Genomic DNA, 22,621 nt, shown 5'->3' on the forward strand with positions numbered 1-22,621 from the left:
TGAAATTATTGTTTCAATGAAATGATAATTGGTATGTTATTTGCAGCCTAATGTCATCAGTTCGATTTCGTTCACGAGGATGGCACTATGGCGCAGCAAGATTCGACAACACCACACTCCTACCCGGCCAGTTATAGCCCAAAATTGACCAATGACGATCTGGCTCCGGTCAGTAATCCACATTGGACTTGGTACAATATTTTCTCGTTCTGGATGTCGGATATCCATAGCATGGGTGGCTATGTCGTGGCGGCCAGCTTCTTTGCCTTGGGCTTAGCAGGGTGGCAGGTGCTGCTCTGTCTACTGGTTGGGATCTGTATTGTACAGGTGGCCGCCAATTTAATTGCTCGACCCAGTCAACTGACTGGCGTGCCTTACGCCGTGGTCTGTCGCCAGGCCTTCGGGGTGTTCGGTGCCAACATTCCGGCGGTAATCCGCGGATTGATCGCTTTCGCTTGGTACGGTATTCAAACTTGGCTCGCCTCCAATGCACTGCTATTGGTGTTACTGAAGTTTTGGCCAAGCCTTACGCCGCTCACTGTGCCGCATTTTGTCGGCTTATCTGCACTGGGTTGGATCTGTTTTGCGGTAATGTGGTGCTTACAAGCCATGGTGTTCTGGCGGGGCATGCGTACCATTCAGGCCTTTATCGATATTGCCGGACCTGCGGTCTATATCGTGATGCTTGCCCTGGCCATTTGGATTATCTCGCAAACGGGGTGGCAGGGAATTTCCCTGACGCTCTCCGAAAAATCCCTGAGCACCTCACAACAAACCTGGCAGATGATCACTGCGGTATCGCTGGTGGTCTCCTATTTCTCTGGCCCGTTACTGAATTTCGGTGATTTCGCGCGTTATGGCAAATCCATGAAAGAGGTTCGCCGGGGCAATCGTTGGGGGCTGCCGTTTAACTTTTTATTATTCTCCGTGATAACAGTGATTATCGTTTCTGGCACCAAGAGTTTATATGGCCAGATGATCACTAACCCCATCGAGACCGTGGCCCACACTGGCAATGGCTTGGTGATGGCCTTAGCGCTGTTGACGATGATTACCGCAACCGTCGGGATCAATATCGTTGCCAACTTTGTTTCGCCTGCCTTCGATTTCTCTAACTGCGCCCCGCAAAAGATTAGCTTTCGTATGGGGGGCATGATTGCCGCGGTTGGTTCAGTGTTACTGACGCCTTGGAATTTATTCCAATCGCCAGAACTGATCCACTATAGCTTAGATGTATTAGGTGCCTTTATCGGGCCCTTATTTGGGATTTTGTTGTGCGATTTCTACCTGATCAAGCGCGGTAACATTGAGGTCGATGAGCTGTTCAATGCCTCTAAAAATGGGCGCTATTGGTATCAAGGTGGCGTCAATCTCCGCGCCATTGCCGCCTTAGTGCCTGCGGTTGTCATTGGCTTGGTGATAAGCTTTATCCCAAGTTTACACGCGGTCGCCAATTTCAGTTGGTTTATTGGCGTAGGCATTGCTGGGGCGGCGCACTTTATGCTGCATCCACGTGAAGCCGTAGCGCCTCACTCCACAACGCTATCCAGTACGCTGGTCACCAGTAAAGAATAATCATTCTTTGCGACAGACACGTAGTGCCTAATCGAAACTGAAGGTATACTGCGCATCCCTTAGGTTGTGGATGTCGCAGTCGATTATGGTTAACGCGAGTGAATTGATTGAGCAGTTGTGTGAGCAGGGTTGGTATTACCAACAAAATGTTATTCCCGGCGAATGGGTGACAGCCTTAGCTGATCTCTGTCATAAACGGACCTTCTTGCAAGCAGGGATTGGCCAAGGCATAAAGAATATTATCAACGAAGCGATTCGCTCGGACAGTATTAGTTGGATTGAACCGCGTGAAACAGAGCCAGCCGTGGTGTACTACCTCTCGCTGGTCGATGAGATCCAACAACTGCTTAACCGAGAATTCTACTTGGGATTGAATGGATTTGAGGGGCACTTCTCTCGCTATCCGCAAGGGGCGTTTTACAAGCCGCATTATGACTGTTTCGCTCAAGATAAGCGCCGTGCCGTCACCCTGATATTCTATATCAATCAGAACTGGCGGCCTGAAAACGGCGGTCAGCTCTGTTTGCATCTTCCTGAAGGTCAAAAAGTTATCGAGCCCGTGGCGGGCAGTATGATCTGTTTTCTATCAGAACAAATCTTACACGAAGTATTACCGACCCATGTCGAGCGGATGGCACTGACCGGATGGTTCGTTCGCCACCAAGGGCAAGACTACTTTTACAGCTAGCCCTAGACAAAATTTCCGACTTAATTTTCAGAAATGTGATCAGCATGCCATACTAATGGCTTGCTTTTTTTTTATGTGGCAAATCTGCCCAGCTTTTTTCACACAGTTATTTAATGAGGTCGTTGTGTCACAAACGAAAACTGAACATCTCGGATTAGCCCAGCTGGCTCTAGCCCTCGGTGGTTTCGCCATTGGTACGGGCGAGTTTGTCATCATGGGATTGCTGCCGGACGTGGCGCACGGATTACACAGTTCTATCACCCGGGCGGGCGATGCCATCAGTAGTTATGCCCTCGGCGTGGTGGTGGGTGCACCGCTGATCGCGGTGCTGTTTTCTCGCGTGTCACGTCAGCGTTTATTGATCGCCTTAATGGGGCTGTTTGCATTGGGTAACGTAGCCAGCGCCCTTGCGCCAGGCTATCTGTCCTTTGTCCTGATGCGTTTTATTACCGGGCTACCGCACGGCGCTTTCTTCGGGGTAGCCTCGTTGGTCGCCGCCTCGATGGTTCCGGCGCATCAGCGGGGGAAAGCGATTGGCCGTATGATGTTAGGCTTAACCGTCGCAACGTTACTCGGTGTCCCTGCGGTGTCATGGATTGGTCATCACTTAAGCTGGCAGCTGGCTTTCTGGTTTGTGGGGGCCTGTGCGGTCGTGTCACTGCTGATGATCATTCGCTATGTGCCTTTCAGCCAAGGGGATCGTTCAGCTCACCCGTTACGGGAACTGACGGCGCTTAAGAAGCCACAAGTACTCTTAACCTTACTGACTGGTGCGACCGGATTTGGTGGGATGTTTGCGGTCTTTAGCTATATCACCCCGACGATGATCCACTATGCCGGAATGAGTGAGGCGCAAATTCCTTGGGTAATGGCTGCCTTTGGTCTTGGGATGATTGCTGGCAGCACTTTAGGCGGCAAATTTGCCGATTGGAGTGTACGCAAAACTATCGGTCTGTCGTTGTTGTGGAATATCGCCATTATGGTGCTGTTCTGCTTCTTATCGAAGTATGTGGTGACAGGCTTCTTGGCGGCCTTCTTGATCGGTACGGCAGGGCTGCTGATCCCCTCCCTACAAATTCGCTTGATGGACGTAGCCGGTGATGCACAAACCTTGGCGGCAGCGATGAACCATTCGGCGCTGAATATGGCCAATGCGTTAGGCGCTTTCCTCGGGGGGGTCGTGATTGATGCGGGCTATGGTTGGGTATCAACAGCTTGGGTCGGAACAGTATTAGCGGTCATGGGACTGATTATTTTCTTACTCTCATTACGGCTGAAGCACTAGTTTTACGCTTCCCGGCCCCTTAGGGGCCGGGAAAGATCATCAAGATTTATGTTTTTGGCGACTACGACGTAATCGCAGCCCAATTAACAACAAGATCACTACCACTATACCTACGGCAATACCTGGCACCATATAAGGTTGCGCCGCCGCGAGGAAAGGTAAACGTCCCCCCTTACGCATCCAGGCTACATCACCCGCTTCAACCGTTACCTGCGGATTACCGTAATTATGCAAAACATAGTTACTGATATCGGCAATTTGCTGATCCGTCAACTGATCTACATAGGTGGGCGAGCTGAAGGCAGGCATTAAGACATCATGATCCTGAGTGGTCCGCCGTACTCCAAATAAAATGGCCGAAACGAGATTATCAGGGTGGATCATGCCGGTGGCCGTATTATGGAAAAGAGACGGATAAGCCTGATTTGGGCTGCCAGCGCCATCCGGTTGGTGACAGCTGGCGCAGTTACCACTGAAAAGCTTGGCACCATTATCGAGGGCGTTATAAGCATTGTTCGGTGCATCACCGCGGATCGCCGTTTCGACACTGACGGGCTTGCCGTAAGTAAAGGCCGGTGCCGTTTCCCCTGGGGTACGAATAGGGGCGGTGCCCTTAAGGTAAACGGCAATGGCTTTCAGATCGCTATCCGGTGAATATTGCAAGCTATGCTCAACCGCTTCTGCCATGCTGCCAGCGGCTTGGTTTTTCCCCTCGGCGCGGCCGGTTTTTAGGTAGCTGACTAATTCGTCTTCTCGCCATCCGCCAATACCGCTGATCGGGTCAGAGGTAATATTCGGGGCGTACCAACTGCCTAAGGGGGCACCCGCCAGCGGCTGATCGTGTTTCTCTGCCATCATAAAGTTACGTGGGGTGTGGCAGGTGTCACAGTGCGCAAGCCCATTAACCAGATAATTGCCTCGATTCCATTCTGCGCTTTTGCTCTCATCCACTTTATAGCTGTCAGTGTTACCGAAGATTGCGTTCCACATCCCCATACTAAAGCGTAGGTTAAACGGGAAGGGCAGCTTAGTCGGCGTATTAGCTTGGTCGACAGGCTTCACGCCGTGCATAAAGTAGGCATAGAGCGCATGCACATCCTCGTCTGTCATAAGATGATAGGAGGTATAAGGCATCGCTGGATAAAGGTGCGCCCCATCAGGTCGAATACCTTCGCGGATCGCTCTGGCAAACTGTGCCTCACTGTATCCGCCAATCCCCTGTGCCGACGGCGTGATATTGGTGGCATAGATTGCCCCCATTGATGAAGCGATGGCATAGCCCCCTGAAAAGGCTGTTTTACTGCCCGGTGCCGTGTGACAAGCCTGACAGTCAGAGGCGATGGCGACTTTCTCGCCTTGAGCAATTAACGCGGCGCCCGCATCAGCCTCGGTTTGCGCGTAGGCGACAGGGGAGGTCGCCATCAGGGTCAATACCCACGCCAGTGTTTTATTAAGCCGCACGATTATACCCCTCCCTTCAAACGTTGAGCCATATCATGGGCCGCCTTTAATCCTAGCGCCGCCATGGTCAAGGTGCTGTTGACCACACTGGCGGAAGGGATAGCTCCCCCTCCCGGTAACCAAAGGTTTTCATGATCGAAGGCACGACAGTTGCTGTCGACGACCGCATTCTTAGCGGAATCCCCCATGATCGTCCCCCCCATAATGTGGTTATTGGCATTAAGGCTGGTGGTAATGTTGAACTCTTTGGCGTTAAACAACGAACCGATATGACGCAGTTGGTCATGGGCCGCTTCGGCACCTTTGCGTACATAATCGCCGACATCATAATGAATATCAGGGCAAGCGAGACCGTGGGCATCTTTACGATCAGCACTGAGCGTAAGACGGTTATCGGGGTCCGGTAACGGCTCTAAGCTTATTGATAGATCAACGCCGTGGGTGGAGCGGTAACGGATCTCTTCATCTAAGGCTTTACCGACCAACCCTTTTGCTAAGGCTTGCTTTGTCGCGGGAACCACTCGTGAAATATTATTGAGGATCATTTTGTTCGCTGAGTAATCTCGGCGGAAGTCCCCGTCACGCGGGCCGACCATACAACTACTCTGCGCTGGACCGCGACCCAGCCACATTGGCTCTTCGGTCAGGAAGCTACAGTGGAAACCGGAGTGGTCCATCATATTACGGCCGACCATATCGGAGCTGTTAGCGATACCGTTCGGGTTATCTTTATTAGCCGCCAGCAGTAATAGGCGCGGCGTCTCAATACCGTTACAGGCTAGGGCGAACATTTTCGCCGTGGCTTTATGCGAGGCTTTTTGATTATCCAGCCAATGCACGGCAGTGATGCGGTTTTGACTGTCGGTATATATCTTATAGACCACGGACTCTGAGAGCACGACTGCGCCTTGGCGTTCAGCCCGCTCGACATGATGTATACCGTTATACATTGCGCCGATAGGGCAGATAGGTTGGCAGTTGTTGTTACCACAGCAGACAGGGCGGCCTTCCCAAGGGCGAGTACTACGGCCTTGTGGGATCGGCACAAGGTTATAGCCGTGTGGGTTAACCACGCTGGCAAAATAGTTATCGCCGTGGGCGAAAGGTACCATCTCCATCGGATAGGGGCGGCTACGTTCAGCAGGAGATTGCATTGCAGGATCATTGGGACCCGCTACGCCAATCTCATATTCCGCTTCGCAATACCAAGGCTCAAACTCTTGGTAAGAGATCGGCCAGTCGCGGCCAACTTGGTACTTGCGTTGCATTTCGAAATCGCTCGGATGATGACGCCAGCAAGAAGCCGCCCAGTGCCAAGTGGTGCCGCCGACGGTGCGCAAGTAGCCTTGTTGAAAGCTGCCCGCACTGGGACCGGTGACGTTGACATAATTGTTCGGTGGAAAATAGAGCGGGGCGGGCGCCAGCGGCGATTGCGGATACAGGCCTTGGAAGTCCGAACCGGCTCGGTTAGCAAACGGCATATTACGCCAGTTTTCCACCGCTTGGGCGCGGGTGATACGCAGCCCAGCTTCGAGCACTACTACGGAGTATCCCTGCGCGACCAATCGGTCCGCCATCATACCGCCGACAATACCGGAGCCGACGATCACAACATCGGCGCTCACATCACCGCTTGCAGTAAATTCTGGTTTTTTCATGATAGTTAATTTTATTTTTATATTGTCTAAGAATGAGGGGGACTACAACGCGTCAATCACCGCCGTGCTGTTCGCATCGGGAACTGGCGCGGTCCACCATAAGGGGCCATTGCCACAGTAGGTTGGGACCACTAATCCATCACTGACGGTGCGATACATCCACGCTTGTTGGTAACTGACCAGAATGCCGTGGTAATCGTTGCCCACAGTGCCGGTGTACCATGCCGTGATAATTTGTTGCAGTAACCCTTCCAGTCCCGCGGCTTGGGCTCTCTCAGCAAAGGTCGCGGCGCTCATGCCCACTTGCGTTAACTGTACTAACGGCGTGATCTGCTGGGCAAATTCAGGCACTTTTTTAACGAAAGCATTAAAGAAGTGTGCGGCCAATTCAGCGTTGACGTGCTTGTGCTCGGTGATGGTCTGCGTGACCTGGATAAACGCCCGTAAAGGTTCTCCAGTCGGGGAGGTATTTTGGGCAAGTCCGCTAAGGGGAAGCGAGGTGACGAAGCAGCCTGCAGTGACTATCAGCGAGTTTTTTAAGAATCGGCGACGGTTGGTATCGGTACCAGTAGCGTCACAATCTGAGTATGGTGAGTTCGGAGTCATGGCCTTCAAAACGGGATGTGATAAAGTTCACATAATATAGTGAAATGCGTCTTAAATATAAAAACATTATAATGATTGAGGATTAGTTTAGGCAGCGGTAAACCTGTGGCTTACCGCTTGATAGCACTACTGACGATGTGCCGATACACGTTGATGAATGGCTTCACTGCGCCCGGCAAGGCCGACCAAAGTCACTTCACAACCGTGACGATGATAACGATGTTCGATGGAGTCCAGTACGCTGACACTTGACGCGTCCCACACCTGCGCGGCGGAGAGGTCGATCACCACCTGCTTAGGATCATTAGCATAATCAAAGTGTTCGTAGAGATCATTGCTGCTCGCGAAGAAAAGCGGGCCTTGGACCTGGTAGGTGACACGATCACCCGATGGGGATAGCGAACGATGAGCCACAATAATGTGGCTGATTCGTCTAGCGAAAAGGAGTGTCGCAAATACCGCACCCACTACAACCCCGAGCGCGAGATTACTGGTCCATACCGTAATCAGTACCGTAAACAGCATGATCAGGGTCTCGCTAACCGGTAACCGGCGCAGCGTTTTAGGCTGTAAGCTATGCCAATTGACCGTCTTGATTGAGACGATCACCATGATGGCGGCAAGCACCACCATCGGTATTTTCGCCATCACCTGGCTTAATACACTAACTAACAGCAATAACACACAGGCGGCGACCACGGTAGACACACGGCTGCGCGCTTTACCTAGCTCAACGTTGACAATAGTTTGGCCGATCATCGCACAACCGGCTACACCACCGTAAAAAGCCGCCAAAATATTGGCGATACCTAATCCCCAAGACTCCCGATGCTTATTTGAAGGCGTATCTGTGAGCTCGTCCACCAGTTTGGCGGTTAATAACGACTCCATCAGTCCGACCAAGGCTACGCTGATCGCGGCTGGCCAGATAATGCTTAAGGTTTGCCAGTTAAGGGCGACCTGAAGGGAGTTGAAACCCGGCAATCCGGGCGACATGCTGCCTTCATCGCCAACATTCGGTAAATGCATACCGCTATAGGCCACCACCGCAGTCAGCAGGACGATAGCGATAAGCGGGGCAGGGATGGCGGTAAACAGTCGCGGTAAGCCCAAGACGATAGCGAGTGTTATCGCAAAGAACAGCCAGACCATCGGTCCGTGGCCGATGATATGCGGGACTTGGGCCATAAAGATAAGGATACCCAATGCATTCACAAAGCCGGTCATCACCGATTGCGGAATGTAGCGCATCATTCTCGCTAAACCTAGCCAACCGAACAGGATTTGCATTACACCAGCTAACACAACCGTCGGCAAAATATAGTTCACGCCATGGGCTGCCACCATTGGGCCAATCACCAAGGCGACAGAGCCTGCTGCTGCACTGACCATCGCCGGCCGACCGCCAATAAAAGAGAGGGTTAAGCAGATGACAAAGGAGGCGATAAGACTGACTTTCGGGTCGACACCAGAAATAACAGAAAACGAGATGACTTCAGGGATCAGCGCCAGAGCAGTAACGATACCCGCTAAACTCTCAGTAATCAGTTTGGCGGGTGAGGTCAGCACCGCTTTCACTTGCCCAGCTTTTGCTGCAGAACAGGGTTCCATTCATTATACCTTGTAAAATACGACTTATTTATTATTGCTTTTGCCTGAAAAGAGGAATCTCAACACAGGAATACGTAGATGAATTTCGTAAAGGATAAATGATACGCCAAAAACCATCACTAATCCTGTAAAAAAACCAAGGTAATTATTATGGATTGCGTGACTGACATATAAGCCATAAACCAAGGTTAACGGATGGTGAACTAAGTAGATAAAGAGTGAGGCATTGACCAAATAACTGACAGCGGGTGAATGGATATTTAATAACCGGTAACCACTGCTAAAGCAGATATTCAGCATACAGATCCCCATTACCATCGAGATTAGTGCATCAAGTTCATAGAGCCAGCCATCACCCGAGCTGTAGTGTTGGTTGTAATGGTAGGCACAAAAGGCCAGTACCGTGCCGATCCACAGTAATGGATGGGGTTTGATAAACAGTGCTTTTAACGAGGTGATCTGCCACGCGAGCGCGCCCAGCATAAAGAAAGGTAAATAGAACAGAACCTGCATTACCACGATATTCATTAATGCATCTTTCATCACCAGCGGCAGGGTGAGTAGCAATACGCGACGTAGTGGGCACCAGACCAGAATACTGAGGGTTAAGCCGCCAATAACCTGCCACCAGCCAATCTCTTTATCTTGCCACTGTTCAGTCCGCTGTTTTAGGAAATGAAACAACCGATAACCGATCATCGTTAACAAGCAGAGAATGAATAAAAACCATAGGTGGGAAATGAGCTCCCAACACAGGGTATTATATTTTTCATACAGCGTGAATTGAGACCACTGCGGAAATTTATCCGAGACATTCTTTAATAGTAAAAATTGCGGCAACGTGATTAACGGGATTGCGGCTAAAAAAGGAATACCAACCCGCTCCAATCTTACTTTTAACCAGCGATGCGGCGAGTAACGTAAGAAAAGCATATAGGAAAAATAACCGGAAATGACGAAAAATACTTGCATCCGAAACGAGTGAATAAATTCATTAAAAAGGGTCAAGCCGAACGATGAAGTTGGGCTATTGACTGTCCAATGCTGTGAAGAATAAATCAGCGATACATGAAAGGGAACACCGAGTAGCATCAAAATGGCGCGGATGGAATCGAGAAAATATTCACGTTGTGGGGGTTGGGTAGACATCATCTATACTCATCGTCTAGGGTGCAATTTGCACGATTACGGCTAAGATTACATTAAGTATATCAGACAACCTTGGCTGGAATCGGGTTTCGTAAAACTATCCGAAAAATCCGGCATTTCTAATAAAAAGAAACTATAACTCGAAGATGACTGTCAGAATGCTTGGGAATCAATTATTATAAGCTTAGTCAGTTAGGTACACATTTTTAAGGGGGCGATGTGCTCATCAAGAAAGATACTACATATAAAGGACGACAGCTCAAATGGGTTGGCGCAGCGGTACTTGTCGCACTCTACACGAGCAATAGCTGGGCATTTAGTATCGACGATGTCGCAAAGCAAGCTAAATCGTTAGCGAAGAAAAACTATCAAGCTCCAAACAGTAATTTGCCTTCACAACTCCGTGAATTGAAATATGCAGATTACCAACAAATTCAATTTAAACGTGATAAAGCTTATTGGTCTAAACTCCATACGCCTTTTAAACTCGAGTTTTATCATGAAGGAATGTATTTTGACCAAGCGGTTAAAATAAATGAAGTCACGGCTTCCACCGTGCATGAAATTAAATACGACCCTGCCTACTTTGACTTCGGTAAAGTTCCGCACGATGCCGATACCCTTAAAAACCTAGGGTTTGCAGGTTTTAAAGTCTTATACCCGCTCAATAGTCGTAAAAAAGAAGATGAGATCAGCTCCTTCTTAGGCGCGAGCTATTTCCGTGTGGTTGGCGCAGGCCAAACTTATGGTCTGTCGGCGCGTGGCCTTGCTATCGATACCGCCGTGCCAGCGGGGGAAGAGTTCCCGCGCTTCAAAGAGTTCTGGATTGAACGTCCAACGGCCAACGCTAAACAACTTACGATCTATGCGTTGCTAGACTCGCCACGTGCAACCGGCGCTTACCGCTTTATTATCCATCCAGGTAAAGAGAGTACGGTTGATGTACAGTCTCGGGTCTACCTTCGTGACGCTGTCACAAAGCTCGGGATCGCGCCACTGACCAGCATGTACCTTTTCGGGGCAAATCAACCTTCTCCAGTGGTGAATTACCGTAATGAGTTACATGATTCTGACGGTCTCTCAATTCATAACGGCAATGGTGAATGGATCTGGCGTCCTATCAACAATCCGCGTCGCTTAGGGGTCAGCACCTATCAAGTTGAGAACCTAAAAGGCTTCGGTTTGTTGCAACGTAATCGTGACTTCAGCCACTACCAAGATCTCGACGATCGTTACGACCAACGTCCAAGCGGATGGGTAGAGCCTATTGGCCAGTGGGGCAAAGGTCATATCGAACTGGTTGAAATCCCAACTAACGATGAAACGAACGATAATATCGTTGCTTTCTGGAGCCCGGAAAAATTACCGGAAGCCGGTAAAGAGATGAAATTTGACTATCGCCTGCACTTTACCCGTGATGAGTCTGCGCTGCATGACAACAATGTCGCTTGGGTACAGGATACCCTGCGCTCAACGGGTGATGTCAAACAGTCCAATCTGGTGCGTCAACCTGATGGCAGTATCGCGTTCTTAGTCGACTTCGTGGGCAAAAACCTTAGCAAGATGGCTAGCGATGCGAAGATTGCTCCAGAAGTGAGCATCGGTAAAAATGGCGAAATCGTTGAACAAAACGTACGTTATAACCCAGTAATTAAAGGCTGGCGTTTGACGTTACGTCTACGCGTGAAAGATCCGAAACAAGTGACCGAGATGCGTGCTGCGTTAACCAGCAACGAAAAACCATTGACCGAAACGTGGAGCTATCAGTTACCTGCCAATGAATAAATCAACGTTTAACTCTAAACAGTATGTTGACTCTCTGCCGCTTGATGCGGCAGAGCAGTCTTCGCTACTCGCCTCTGAGACCGCATCAGATAGCTTTGCTCAGTTCCATCACACACTGGGCAACGATGTGACTGCCAGCGATCGTGACGAGGATGCCGCACTGGCCTCCGTCTCATCGCGTGTGAAGATGGCGTGGTCAGAGGCGATCGATAACGATGCTCAGTTTGCTGAAGATGATTTACACCGCACCACTTTGAAGGCGATGCCGCCGGTGCGTCGTGCGTTGATGTCTCCAGATAGCTGGGAAACTAACCCGATTACGCGGGCATGGCGCACAATACGCGGTAAATCCCGTAAGCAACGCGAGCGTTTGCAAGATGCACCAACCCGTAACGCTGAAGAGAAATGGCGGGTTGTTGGTACGATTCGTCGCTATATCCTGTTGCTGCTTACCTTAGCGCAGACCATTGTTGCTACCTGGTACATGAAAACCATCCTGCCTTATCAAGGTTGGACCCTAATTGATCCGACGCAACTGTTCACACCGGACTGGAAGCAGGCGGTATTGCAAATCCTTCCTTATGTGCTGCAGACAGGAATTCTCTTCCTCTTTGCCATTTTGTTCTGCTGGGTCTCCGCCGGGTTTTGGACCGCGCTAATGGGCTTCTTACAGCTGCTGATCGGTAAAGATAAATACAGTATCTCTTACGGTACGGTGGGCGATGAGCCGCTGAATCCCGAGAACCGTACTGCATTGATCATGCCTATCTGTAACGAAGATGTGCAACGGGTATTCGCCGGTTTACGTGCGACCTGGGAATCGGTAGTACGCAGCGGTAATAGCGAACACTTCGACGTTTATATTCTGAGCGACAGTTACGATGCCGATATCGCGATTGCCGAGCAAAAAGCGTGGATGGAACTGGTCCGTGATGTGGGCGGAGCAGGGCAAATTTTCTATCGCCGTCGCCGTCGTCGTGTGAAGCGTAAAAGCGGTAATATCGACGACTTCTGCCGCCGCTGGGGCCAAAACTACGCCTATATGGTGGTGTTGGATGCCGACAGTGTGATGAGTGGTGAATGTCTCTCTGGCCTGGTGCGGATGATGGAAGCTAACCCTAATGCAGGGATTATCCAATCATCTCCGAAGGCTTCGGGGATGGATACGCTGTACGCACGTTGTCAACAATTTGCTACCCGCGTCTATGGACCGCTCTTTACAGCGGGGCTGCACTTTTGGCAGCTCGGCGAATCTCACTACTGGGGCCACAATGCGATTATTCGGGTTAAGCCGTTTATCGAGCATTGTGCCTTAGCCCCGCTACCAGGTGAAGGATCGTTTGCCGGTTCAATTATGTCGCATGACTTCGTTGAAGCCGCACTAATGCGTCGTGCGGGTTGGGGCGTGTGGATTGCCTATGACTTGCCTGGTTCTTATGAAGAGCTGCCACCGAACCTGTTGGACGAACTAAAGCGTGACCGCCGCTGGTGTCATGGTAACTTGATGAACTTCCGTCTGTTTATGGTGAAGGGGATGCACCCAGTTCACCGTGCGGTCTTCCTAACGGGCGTGATGTCTTATCTGTCTGCACCGCTGTGGTTTATGTTCTTGGCGTTGTCGACGGCGCTACAGGTCGTTCACTCCTTAGTGGAGCCGACCTACTTTTTACAACCGCGTCAGCTCTATCCGGTGTGGCCGCATTGGCGTCCAGAATTAGCGATTGCGCTGTTCTCTACCACCTTAGTGTTACTCTTCTTACCGAAGATGCTGAGTGTGTTATTGGTTTGGTGTAAAGGTGCGAAGCCGTATGGCGGATTTGTTCGAGTGTTTATCTCGCTGATACTGGAAATGCTGTTCTCGGTTCTGTTAGCGCCGGTCAGAATGTTGTTCCATACCTTATTTGTAGTAAGCGCCTTCTTGGGCTTAAAAGCGGTATGGGATTCCCCGCAGCGTGACGATGACTCGACGCCGTGGAGCGAAGCCTTCCGTCGTCATGGTTCTCAGATGTTGTTAGGGATTGTCTGGGCGGCAGGCATGGGCTATCTGGATCTTAACTTCCTGTGGTGGTTAGCACCAATTGTAGGCTCGCTGATTCTTTCTCCAATTGTGTCGGTTATCTCAAGCCGTGCAACCGTTGGCTTAGCCTCACGCCGCGCGAAACTGTTCTTAATTCCTGAAGAGTTTGAGACACCACAAGAGCTGATTGATACGGATAACTACGTGCTGCTTAACCGCCAACGCGTCTTAGAGAATGGCTTTATGCACGCGCTGTTCCATCCGTCCTTCAATGCGTTAGCCACTGCGCTGGCGACGGCGCGTCACCTACAAAGTGATCTGCTGGAACATGCGCGTGAGCGCCAGATCGACCAACTGTTGAGTGAATCGCCAGAAAAAAGCAGTGCCAATCAGCGCTTGCTGGCCATCAGCGATCCGGTGGTGTTAGCGCGATTACACAGCCGCTTGTGGCAGCAGCAGGATAAATATCGCCAATGGCACGACAGTTATGCCAAAGTCGAATTTAACCCTAACGCTTTACAAGTTAACTGATAAGAAGGCGGCGTAAGCCGCCTTTTTTAATGGGTTTACACTGTTATGATAAAAAGACTTTGTATTGTGCTGTCGATTGTCATGCTCACGGGTTGCGGCAGTATTATCAGTCGAAGTGTCGCGGGGCAGGGAGCGGGGCATCAGTATTACCCCGGGGTGCAGTGGGATTTGCGCCAAGGCTATTGGCGCTTTTTGACCATTCTTGATCTACCGCTTTCGTTAATTGTTGACACCTTTATGTTACCCATTGATGCCAAGCACGGTGATTATCCGTAATTACCAGCGCTCAGAGTCGCTGTTGTCATCGCTCCACTCTTCGGCAGCGGCTCTACCTTCCTCGGTATCGGTGGGTGGCGCAAGTTGAAACTCACCCTCGTCCCATTCGTGCAGCGTATTCTCTGGTTGCCACTCGGCTAAAATCTCGTCTTCATCAAACTCGTTATCCCAGATCGCTTGAGCGGCTTCATCGAAGTAAAGCGGCAGACATTCGCTGGGGGCTTCTTCTTGGTCGGCAAACTCCGCCTGCCACATGGTGTCACCGTCTTGCATCACATATTTTTGTAATGAAAACTGGCTTACCGAGGCGCTTAACTCGTCCACCTCAGGGTGATCGGCCAGGAAAGTCTCTTTTGCAACGCTGATTGCTTCGTCTAAGGTGGTGAATAAATCCATTGTCGTAACCTCAATCACTGTGGGAATAGATGAAGCATAGAACATATTTTTCAGCCTGAGGGACCACAGCAGATTTTTATTACTTTTCAGTTTTTCCTGAATGAAGTGCGGATAGGCTCTTGGGATGCGTGGGGCTATCGGGTATCATAGGCGCCTTTTCAATCCCCCTAAACAGGACGAACACCATGCCAGTGTTACATAACCTTGTCTCGAATAAAGAATTAAAACAGCGTTTAATGGAGGAGACCGAGCCGCGTACCACGGTCTCGTTCTATAAGTATTTCACCATCGATGATCCGCAGGCGTTTCGCGACCGGCTTTATCAAGCATTCCTCAACCTAAAAGTGTTTGGCCGTGTCTATATCGCGGCGGAAGGGATTAACGCACAGATCAGTGTCCCTGCTAGCCGATTTGAGGCAATGAAGCAGCAAATTTTCGACTTCGATCCTGCGCTAAATGGCTTACGGATGAATATCGCCCTGGATGATGACGGGAAGTCCTTTTGGGTATTACGGATGAAGGTTCGTGAACGTATCGTGGCGGACGGTATTGACGATCCCAGTTTCGATGCCAGTGATGTCGGTGCTTACCTGAAGGCCGATGAGGTCAACGCTATGCTTGACGACCCCGAGGCTGTCTTTGTCGATATGCGTAACCACTATGAGTTCGAGGTGGGCCATTTCGACAATGCGATGGAAATCCCCGCTGATACGTTCCGCGATCAATTGCCGATGGCCGTCGAGATGCTGGCAGAGCAAAAAGAGAAGAAGATCGTCATGTATTGCACCGGTGGTATCCGTTGCGAGAAAGCGAGTGCGTACATGAAACACCAAGGCTTCGATAATATTTATCATATCGAGGGCGGGATTATTGAATATACCCGTAAAGCACGTGAGCAAGGACTACCGGTTCGTTTTAAAGGCAAAAACTTCGTCTTTGATGAGCGGATGGGCGAGCGTATCTCCGATGATGTCTTAGCCCATTGTCACCAGTGCGGGGCCTCTTGCGACACCCACGTCAATTGCCTGAACGATGGTTGCCATCTTCTGTTTATTCAGTGTGATGACTGCGCAGTGAAATACCGTGGCTGTTGTAGCCCTGAATGCTTGGAAGAGTCAGCGTTGACCCCCGAAGAGCAACGCCAGCGCCGTGCAGGCCGTGAAACCAGTAATAAAATCTTCAATAAGTCGCGAGGATTATTACGGATGACCCTGCCAACGCCAATCAATAAAAACGACGCCTAAGGGTTGCCCCTGCTGAGCAGGGGCTGTTTACGTGGGACGATTACTAAAATTGCAGGGCGGCCGTTAGGTCGCCCATTTTTTGATGGCCGTGTACCATCAATGCGTGATCGCGTGCGGTTAAGCCGTTCAGTAACGGTAGGTCGTGTACGCGACTAATAAACCGCAAGATCGATCCGGTATCGTATTGCGTATTGTCCACATGTCCGCGCCGTGCAAAAGGGGAAATCACCAATGCTGGAATGCGTGAACCGGGTCCCCATCTATCACCTTTCGGGGGAGCGACAGGATCCCACCAGCCACCATTTTCATCAAAAGTGATCACCACTACCGTATTTTTCCACTGCGGACTGCGTTGTAATTGGTCAATAATATGCGCAATATGACGGTCCCCGGCTTCGACATCGGAGTAACCGGCATGCATATTCAGGTTACCTTGCGGTTTATAGAAGGTGACGGGCGGTAATTTACCGGCTTGTACATCGGCGAGAAAATGGTTAGTCGCTGGGGAGTCCCCCAATCCGCCATCACGTAAGTGTTGCTTTCTGGCAGCCGGATGGCTCGGGCCAAGGTTTTCAAAATAGTTAAACGGTTGATGATGGAGCTGGAAATCAGGACGAGGAGGGAAATCCGTGCTGTCTTTCTGGTCGTCAATCGCAAATTGCCAGCCACCGGCATACCATGCCCAATCAATGCCTTTTTCCGTGAGCTTATCGCCAATATGCGCGTGCTTTTGTGCGGGCAGTACATTGGCCTTACTGGCATCGGCGTAATCGGGACGCTGCGGATCGCGGCTGGCAGAGGGCCAGTGCGGCGGTTGCATCGTGTTTACGGCGTAGCCATCAGGGGTAATTTGACTCGGCCCGAATTTCGGGATACCGGTTAAGGCGCTGGCGGGCGAGTCAGCCAGTGGTTTTAACCGTGTGTCTGTGGGATCATCGCTCATCAACTCAGCGATTAAGCCTTTGGCAGGGGACGTCTTAACCTCTGGGTAGAAAGGGGCTTGCGCGCAGGCCAGATATTGGTGATTAAGGAAGGATCCGCCGAATGCACCTTGGAAAAAGTTATCACAGAGCGTGTATTCACGCGCCAGCTGCCATAAGCGCATATTGTAGGCGCTGTCGGCATAGTAGCCCATGGTGAGGGCGCCAGAATCGGCCCAAGCGACAAAGCGGTCATTTTTACCGCCGTTAATCTGCATCTGATTTTGGTAGAACACATGCCATAAATCGCGGGTGATTACCCCCTGTGGCAGTGCTTCGTGATCATCACCCTGCAAGGCGAAAGGTTTATTGGGTAGATTGGTCAGATACTCCGCCTGTTGATCGATTTGGTAACGCTTATGATTGACGACTTGAGGATCCGGTACCATCCCTTTCCAAATTGGCGGTAGATGCGGTAATGGCGATCCATCTCGATCAACTTGACGCGTTGACTGTTCACTCAGTTGATTTAACGGTTGCTGACTGCCAGGGAAATTGGCAAACAGATTATTAAAGCTGCGGTTCTCCGCATAAATCACCACGATATTTTTCACGTGCTCGCGCAACAGTTCCGTCTGTCTTGGCGCGGAATAATCATTTAGCGGGCGTGCGGCAGCGGTTTTACCTTGGCCAGCGTTGGCGCCACTGAGGGGCAGTAAAGTGGAGCTAACTCCAAGAGCGGATGCGCCCGCCAGTAGCCGACGACGTTGTGGATTTTCAGGAGTGGAGGCGTTTTTATTCTTCGACTTCATGCGATGCCCTTGTTCTAACAAGAAAAGTTAGCGTCACGATACGGATTGATCGTGACGCTTTTATGACAAGCACTCAGGGGAATTAACTTTTTGCGAAGCGGCTTAAGCGGAAAGGAGAGATGACTGTTTCTATATCATTGCCCAGAGCGAACTGACTCGCGATTTCGCCCAGTGCCGGGGCGCATTTAAACCCATGGCCACTTAAGCCACTGATCACCAACCCGGTTTTATCCTCTCCAAGGTAGTCGATAATGAAGTGACCATCTGGCGAGTTATCGTAGCTGCAGGCTTGACCGAATAGGCACGCGCTCTGACCCGGTAAAAATTGCTTTAGGAAGCTGAAGCATTCGCTGCCATCGGATGGAGAGTGACCAAAGGGCAGGCACTCCGTAGCATCATTAAGCGGTTGGCCGCCATCATGCCGCGCCACTTTCAGCTGATCATCCTCAGCAGGAAAACCGTAATATTGGCTGCCATCGGTTAACTGAGCGGTGAACGCTGGAAAGTGAGTATGGTGGCTAAAGCGGCCATCGGATTGAAACCAGGCCATAACCTTGCGTACAGGGGTAATCGGTAATTCTGGCAGTAGCTTTTTCGCCCAACTGCCGGCCGTCACGATAATTTTTCGTGCGGTGTAGTCACCGTCGGCGGTGGTCACGCGATAGAGATCATCATAGTGGCTTATCGACTCTACCGGGCAATTAAACAGCTGTGCGCAGCCTTGCTCTTGCGCGAGGCGGATCCATTGTTCAACCGCTTTTTCGCAGTAAAGGTACCCAGCGTCTTTATCGATTACGCCGTGGTATTCCGCTGGGATAACGAAGGTTTCCCAGCGTTGCATAATTTCTTCGGCGCTGAGCGCTTCGACATCGATTGACCAGGTCTTAGCACTGTCAAGTAATTGTGGAATGAGCGGGCTATCGATGGGGGCGAGAGAAAGTACGCCACTGCGTCGAAAAAGCGTGGTCGCGGCAGTTTTTTCTAACGCCTCCCACAGTACCTTACTGCGTTGAAGTAGCGGTACATACTGGTCACCTTCGGCATAGGCATAACGGATTAAACGCGTCTTGCCATGGTGTGAGCCTTGCTGGTGGGGAGGGTGGTGGGCATCGATCATTAAGACGTTGAGGTTGTTAATGGTCGCGTAGCAGCCCGCTGCAGCGCCGACTGACCCGCTTCCGACAATAATGACATCGTAAATCATTGCATTGCTCCGCTATTTTCTTTGCAGCATAGCAGAGTCGAGCGGCAGGAGACAAAAAAAGGCACCCTAAGGTGCCTTGGATGATTAATGCTTTGCCCTGATTGGCTGGCTCTCTGACTCTTCAATACGGGCAATCCCCGCTTCGAGTAGAGAAATAAACTGCCTGGCCACATCCGTCGTGATCCAATAAGCTGGACCGATGTCGGCGTTTTCTTCTGTTTGTTGGTCCGAAGAGACTGAATGCAGACGAATCATCATCGCATCATAATCTTCTACGGTACTGATATCCCAACCGACTAACGGATGTGTTTGGATCACATTATTTTCTTTATCCATCTTAACCTCCATAATCGTCAAACGTAAGTGAAGACTGAGGTCACAAGTTCCCTGTTTCGTTACACAGGAAGGATAGAGTATAGCATGGATTTTACGGCCTGCTGATTATTCAGTAACCACCTGCCATTGCAGCGTTTCGCCCGCTAAGAATGGAATAAGCTGTTCATTGCCCATCGCGATCTGTTCAGGTACCGTCCACGCTTGACGCTGCAAGGTGATGGTTTGCTCGCTGACCGGCAGTCGATAGAAGGTAGGGCCATTAATGGAACAGAACGCTTCAAGATGCTCTAGGGCGCCAAGCTCGTCGAATACACTGGTATAGGCGGCTAGGGCGGTGGGAGCATTGAAAACACCGGCGCAGCCGCAGCTAGATTCCTTGCGAGACTGCACGTGCGGCGCAGTATCTGTGCCAAGGAAAAAGCGAGGATGCCCGCTTGAGACCACATCGCGCAGTGCTTGCTGGTGGATGTTGCGCTTCAGAATCGGTAAGCAGTACAGGTGCGGACGAATCCCACCGCTCAGCATATGGTTACGGTTAAACATCAAGTGTTGTGGGGTCACTGTTGCGGCCAATAGCTCATTGCCTTCTTGCACATACTGCGCCGCATCACGGGTGGTGATATGTTCCATTACGACACGTAGCGCAGGGTAGCGTTGACGTAGCGGGATTAACACCTGATCGATGAATTGCGCTTCACGGTCAAAAATATCGACATGGGCATCGGTGACTTCGCCGTGGATTAGCAACGGCATGCCGAGGGCTTCCATACGTTCGAGCACCGCAGCGATATGATCGATGCTGGTCACGCCATGACTGGAGTTAGTGGTCGCATGGGCCGGATACAGTTTTGCTGCAGTAAAGACGCCCTGCGTAAAGCCCCGTTCAATCTCGTCGGCAGACAAGCTATCCGTCAGATAACACGTCATTAAAGGGGTAAAGTGATGATCAGCAGGCAGTGCGGCTAAAATGCGTTGACGATAGTGTTCTGCAGCGTGAACGGTGGTCACTGGCGGAACCAGATTCGGCATCACAATGGCTCGACCAAAATGCGCACTGGTATAAGGCAGGACAGTGTTCAGCATAGCATCATCACGCAGATGGATATGCCAATCATCAGGACGACGAAGGGTAAGCGTGTTTACAGGGGATTTCATCAGCAAGGCTCCGGCTAAAGTGTCAACGATTTGGGCGTTCAGGCCGGGCACCAAGGATAATGGGCAGCGCTACAGATTGCACCCTTTTTTTTAAAAATACGCGGAGTCAACAATCTCTAGCTGCGAAAGGCCCGTCGAGGCAGCATCTGCCGCGGCATAAAAATAGTCCCCGATGGGTCAAAGCAGTGGACCACTAGGCCGCCCACTGCTTTACCTGCGCCCATCAGTGAGGCAGCACTGCATGATAGGTGAGTAAAAGGCTCGACCTAAGACGGCTTACCACTGAGTCGCTTGCATATCAATTACAAAGCGGTATTTTACATCGCCTTTCAGCATGCGTTCGAAGGCGGTTTCGATCTCCTCGCCTTGTAGCAATTCGATATCCGACGTAATCGAATGCTGCCCACAGAAATCAAGCATCTCTTGAGTCTCTTTGATACTGCCGATCGACGATCCGCTGATACTCAGGCGTCGAAATACCATTGGAGTGATTTGCGGCGAAGGGTGCGAGGTTTCCGGTATACCGACTAACACTAAGTGGCCATTCGTTTTCAGTGCCGCGAGGTAAGGGGTTAAGTCGTGGGCCGCCGCGACGCAGTCGATAATGATATCGAGCGAGGCTTGGCTTGCCGCCATCTGTTCGCTTTGGGTAGAGACCACAACCTGCTTAGCTCCTAGGCGATAAGCATCCGCGCCTTTTTGGGGTGAGGTCGTGAACAAGGTGACTTCGGCACCCAATGCACTGGCTAACTTCACCGCCATATGGCCCAAGCCACCCAGGCCGACAACCCCCACGCGATCACCCGCTTTAACGTTGAAGTGGCGCAGCGGTGACCATACCGTCACTCCGGCACACAATAGCGGGGCAACACCGGCCAGCGGTAAGCTATCGGGAACTGACACCACAAAGTTCTGATCGACGATAATATTCTGCGCATAACCGCCCGTGGTACTCTGACCGGTGTAGCGATCAATTCCGTTGTAGGTGGCGGTAAAGCCTTGCTCGCAATATTGCTCTTCCTGCATCTGACAGAAGTGGCACTCGCGGCATGAATCGACCATCACGCCAACGCCGACGATCTGGTTACGATGGAAGCGAGTCACACCGGCCCCGACCTCGACCACTCTGCCGACAATCTCATGGCCGGGAACGAGGGTATAGCGACTCACTGCCCACTCATTACGTGCCATATGCAGATCGGAATGGCAGACGCCGCAATACAGGACTTCAATGTTGACATCCTGATCCTGTAGCGATCGCAGCGTGATCGGTGCTGAGACGAGGGGGGCGTTGGCATCATGGGCCACTAAAGCAGTAATTTTCATGTTTCCTCACGGTAATGACTTGGTCTGAGTGCGGGGCAGGACTATAGTGAAGAACAGTCTATTTGGATAGTAGTTACCATTTGGTAACCATAAAGTTAAGGAGCGAAAGATGCCCGATTGGGTCGAGGGGAAACTCTATTTTTATGCCGATTCGCCCGCGCGGCGCATCATGGATCTCTTCTCAGTGAAATGGAGTTCGATGGTCCTGCATGCGCTATATCACTGGCCCGAGGGGCGTGCCCGTACGGGAGAACTGCAACGCAGCTTACAGGGCATCTCAAAAAAGATGCTGTTTCAAACACTTAAGGAGTTGGAATCACGCGGTTTGATCGCACGACATGTCTACGATGTTGTCCCGCCGAAAGTCGATTATCGGTTGACCCCTTTAGGTCGTACCTTCGCCGAACCGATTGAGACCCTGTATCAATGGGGGCTGGAAAATCAAGCAGCGTTAGATGAAATGGACGCGTTGTATCAAGGTGCGGCGGGCGAAGTGTGATGCATGGCAATACCTGCTAAAGCGAGGAGGCACTGCCTAACCCTTTAATCGCACTCTCGATAACGTCAGGTGGGTCAAGGTTGACTA

19 protein-coding genes are annotated in these 22,621 nt (G+C 50.9%); 8 read left to right on the forward strand and 11 right to left on the reverse strand.

Annotation, left to right across the window (positions count from 1 at the left end):
- Nucleotides 1-87: 87 nt before the first annotated feature.
- From HGT71_RS00240 to HGT71_RS00250, 3 genes are all read left to right on the forward strand, one after another.
- Nucleotides 88-1,575 carry an NCS1 family nucleobase:cation symporter-1 gene (locus tag HGT71_RS00240; RefSeq protein WP_214216026.1) on the forward strand — a complete coding sequence of 496 codons (1,488 nt, stop codon included), beginning with the start codon at nucleotides 88-90 and terminating at the stop codon, nucleotides 1,573-1,575.
- Between the two features lie 70 nt (nucleotides 1,576-1,645).
- The gene (locus tag HGT71_RS00245; protein ID WP_214216027.1) at nucleotides 1,646-2,263 is read left to right on the forward strand and encodes a 2OG-Fe(II) oxygenase; all 618 of its coding nucleotides are present in this window, start codon (nucleotides 1,646-1,648) and stop codon (nucleotides 2,261-2,263) included.
- A gap of 124 nt (nucleotides 2,264-2,387) precedes the next feature.
- Entirely contained in the window at nucleotides 2,388-3,548 is a 1,161-nt protein-coding gene (locus tag HGT71_RS00250) for an MFS transporter (RefSeq protein WP_241595779.1), read from the forward strand.
- 39 nt (nucleotides 3,549-3,587) lie between these two features.
- Here the strand turns inward: HGT71_RS00250 and HGT71_RS00255 are convergent, their stop codons facing one another.
- The 5 genes from HGT71_RS00255 to mdoC form a co-directional block, all read right to left on the reverse strand.
- On the reverse strand, nucleotides 3,588-4,970 hold the full coding sequence (locus HGT71_RS00255) for a c-type cytochrome (RefSeq protein ID WP_214216494.1): 1,383 nt from the start codon (nucleotides 4,968-4,970) through the stop codon (nucleotides 3,588-3,590).
- Between the two features lie 41 nt (nucleotides 4,971-5,011).
- Nucleotides 5,012-6,667: a GMC family oxidoreductase gene (locus HGT71_RS00260; RefSeq protein ID WP_214216028.1), complete on the reverse strand. Its 1,656-nt coding sequence runs from the start codon at nucleotides 6,665-6,667 to the stop codon at nucleotides 5,012-5,014.
- A gap of 42 nt (nucleotides 6,668-6,709) precedes the next feature.
- Nucleotides 6,710-7,273: a sugar dehydrogenase complex small subunit gene (locus HGT71_RS00265; RefSeq protein ID WP_214216029.1), complete on the reverse strand. Its 564-nt coding sequence runs from the start codon at nucleotides 7,271-7,273 to the stop codon at nucleotides 6,710-6,712.
- Nucleotides 7,274-7,399: 126 nt separating this feature from the next.
- The gene (locus HGT71_RS00270; RefSeq protein ID WP_214216030.1) at nucleotides 7,400-8,884 is read right to left on the reverse strand and encodes a SulP family inorganic anion transporter; all 1,485 of its coding nucleotides are present in this window, start codon (nucleotides 8,882-8,884) and stop codon (nucleotides 7,400-7,402) included.
- A 24-nt stretch (nucleotides 8,885-8,908) separates the two neighbouring features.
- Complete coding sequence (gene mdoC, locus HGT71_RS00275; protein ID WP_214216031.1) at nucleotides 8,909-10,033, reverse strand: glucans biosynthesis protein MdoC; 1,125 nt, start codon at nucleotides 10,031-10,033, stop codon at nucleotides 8,909-8,911.
- A gap of 219 nt (nucleotides 10,034-10,252) precedes the next feature.
- Between mdoC and HGT71_RS00280 the strand changes: the two genes are divergently transcribed.
- Genes HGT71_RS00280 through HGT71_RS00290 form a run of 3 tightly spaced genes read left to right on the forward strand, consistent with a single transcriptional unit; the run spans nucleotide 10,253 to nucleotide 14,642 of the window.
- A complete protein-coding gene (locus HGT71_RS00280) occupies nucleotides 10,253-11,818 on the forward strand; it encodes a glucan biosynthesis protein G (RefSeq protein ID WP_214216032.1) in 1,566 nt (521 codons plus the stop codon).
- Nucleotides 11,811-14,366 carry a glucans biosynthesis glucosyltransferase MdoH gene (gene mdoH, locus HGT71_RS00285; protein WP_214216033.1) on the forward strand — a complete coding sequence of 852 codons (2,556 nt, stop codon included), beginning with the start codon at nucleotides 11,811-11,813 and terminating at the stop codon, nucleotides 14,364-14,366. Before HGT71_RS00280 ends, mdoH begins: the two co-directional genes overlap by 8 nt.
- Nucleotides 14,367-14,411: 45 nt before the next feature.
- Nucleotides 14,412-14,642 carry a YceK/YidQ family lipoprotein gene (locus tag HGT71_RS00290; RefSeq protein WP_048911944.1) on the forward strand — a complete coding sequence of 77 codons (231 nt, stop codon included), beginning with the start codon at nucleotides 14,412-14,414 and terminating at the stop codon, nucleotides 14,640-14,642.
- On the opposite strand, the gene HGT71_RS00295 is transcribed toward HGT71_RS00290, so the two are convergent.
- The gene (locus tag HGT71_RS00295; RefSeq protein WP_214216034.1) at nucleotides 14,643-15,038 is read right to left on the reverse strand and encodes a MysB family protein; all 396 of its coding nucleotides are present in this window, start codon (nucleotides 15,036-15,038) and stop codon (nucleotides 14,643-14,645) included. It lies immediately after the preceding gene.
- Nucleotides 15,039-15,223: 185 nt separating this feature from the next.
- Here HGT71_RS00295 and trhO point away from each other — a divergent pair, with 185 nt between their 5' ends.
- On the forward strand, nucleotides 15,224-16,282 hold the full coding sequence (gene trhO, locus HGT71_RS00300) for an oxygen-dependent tRNA uridine(34) hydroxylase TrhO (protein ID WP_214216035.1): 1,059 nt from the start codon (nucleotides 15,224-15,226) through the stop codon (nucleotides 16,280-16,282).
- A gap of 43 nt (nucleotides 16,283-16,325) precedes the next feature.
- Here the strand turns inward: trhO and acpA are convergent, their stop codons facing one another.
- The 5 genes from acpA to HGT71_RS00325 form a co-directional block, all read right to left on the reverse strand.
- Nucleotides 16,326-18,014 carry an acid phosphatase gene (acpA, locus tag HGT71_RS00305; RefSeq protein WP_214216036.1) on the reverse strand — a complete coding sequence of 563 codons (1,689 nt, stop codon included), beginning with the start codon at nucleotides 18,012-18,014 and terminating at the stop codon, nucleotides 16,326-16,328.
- An 82-nt stretch (nucleotides 18,015-18,096) separates the two neighbouring features.
- A complete protein-coding gene (gene solA, locus HGT71_RS00310; protein WP_214216037.1) occupies nucleotides 18,097-19,218 on the reverse strand; it encodes an N-methyl-L-tryptophan oxidase in 1,122 nt (373 codons plus the stop codon).
- Between the two features lie 84 nt (nucleotides 19,219-19,302).
- Nucleotides 19,303-19,554, reverse strand: a complete 252-nt coding sequence (bssS, locus tag HGT71_RS00315; RefSeq protein WP_048911964.1) for a biofilm formation regulator BssS — start codon at nucleotides 19,552-19,554, stop codon at nucleotides 19,303-19,305.
- A gap of 105 nt (nucleotides 19,555-19,659) precedes the next feature.
- Nucleotides 19,660-20,709 carry a dihydroorotase gene (gene pyrC, locus HGT71_RS00320; RefSeq protein WP_214216038.1) on the reverse strand — a complete coding sequence of 350 codons (1,050 nt, stop codon included), beginning with the start codon at nucleotides 20,707-20,709 and terminating at the stop codon, nucleotides 19,660-19,662.
- 276 nt (nucleotides 20,710-20,985) lie between these two features.
- Nucleotides 20,986-22,035, reverse strand: coding sequence for an NAD(P)-dependent alcohol dehydrogenase (locus tag HGT71_RS00325; RefSeq protein WP_214216039.1), 1,050 nt, complete (start codon nucleotides 22,033-22,035; stop codon nucleotides 20,986-20,988).
- Nucleotides 22,036-22,144: 109 nt separating this feature from the next.
- Here HGT71_RS00325 and HGT71_RS00330 point away from each other — a divergent pair, with 109 nt between their 5' ends.
- Nucleotides 22,145-22,534 carry a winged helix-turn-helix transcriptional regulator gene (locus HGT71_RS00330; RefSeq protein ID WP_214216040.1) on the forward strand — a complete coding sequence of 130 codons (390 nt, stop codon included), beginning with the start codon at nucleotides 22,145-22,147 and terminating at the stop codon, nucleotides 22,532-22,534.
- Nucleotides 22,535-22,621 lie beyond the last annotated feature (87 nt).

Origin of the sequence: Rosenbergiella epipactidis (assembly GCF_018494055.1) — a bacterium.
Taxonomy (GTDB): Bacteria; Pseudomonadota; Gammaproteobacteria; order Enterobacterales; family Enterobacteriaceae; genus Rosenbergiella; species Rosenbergiella epipactidis.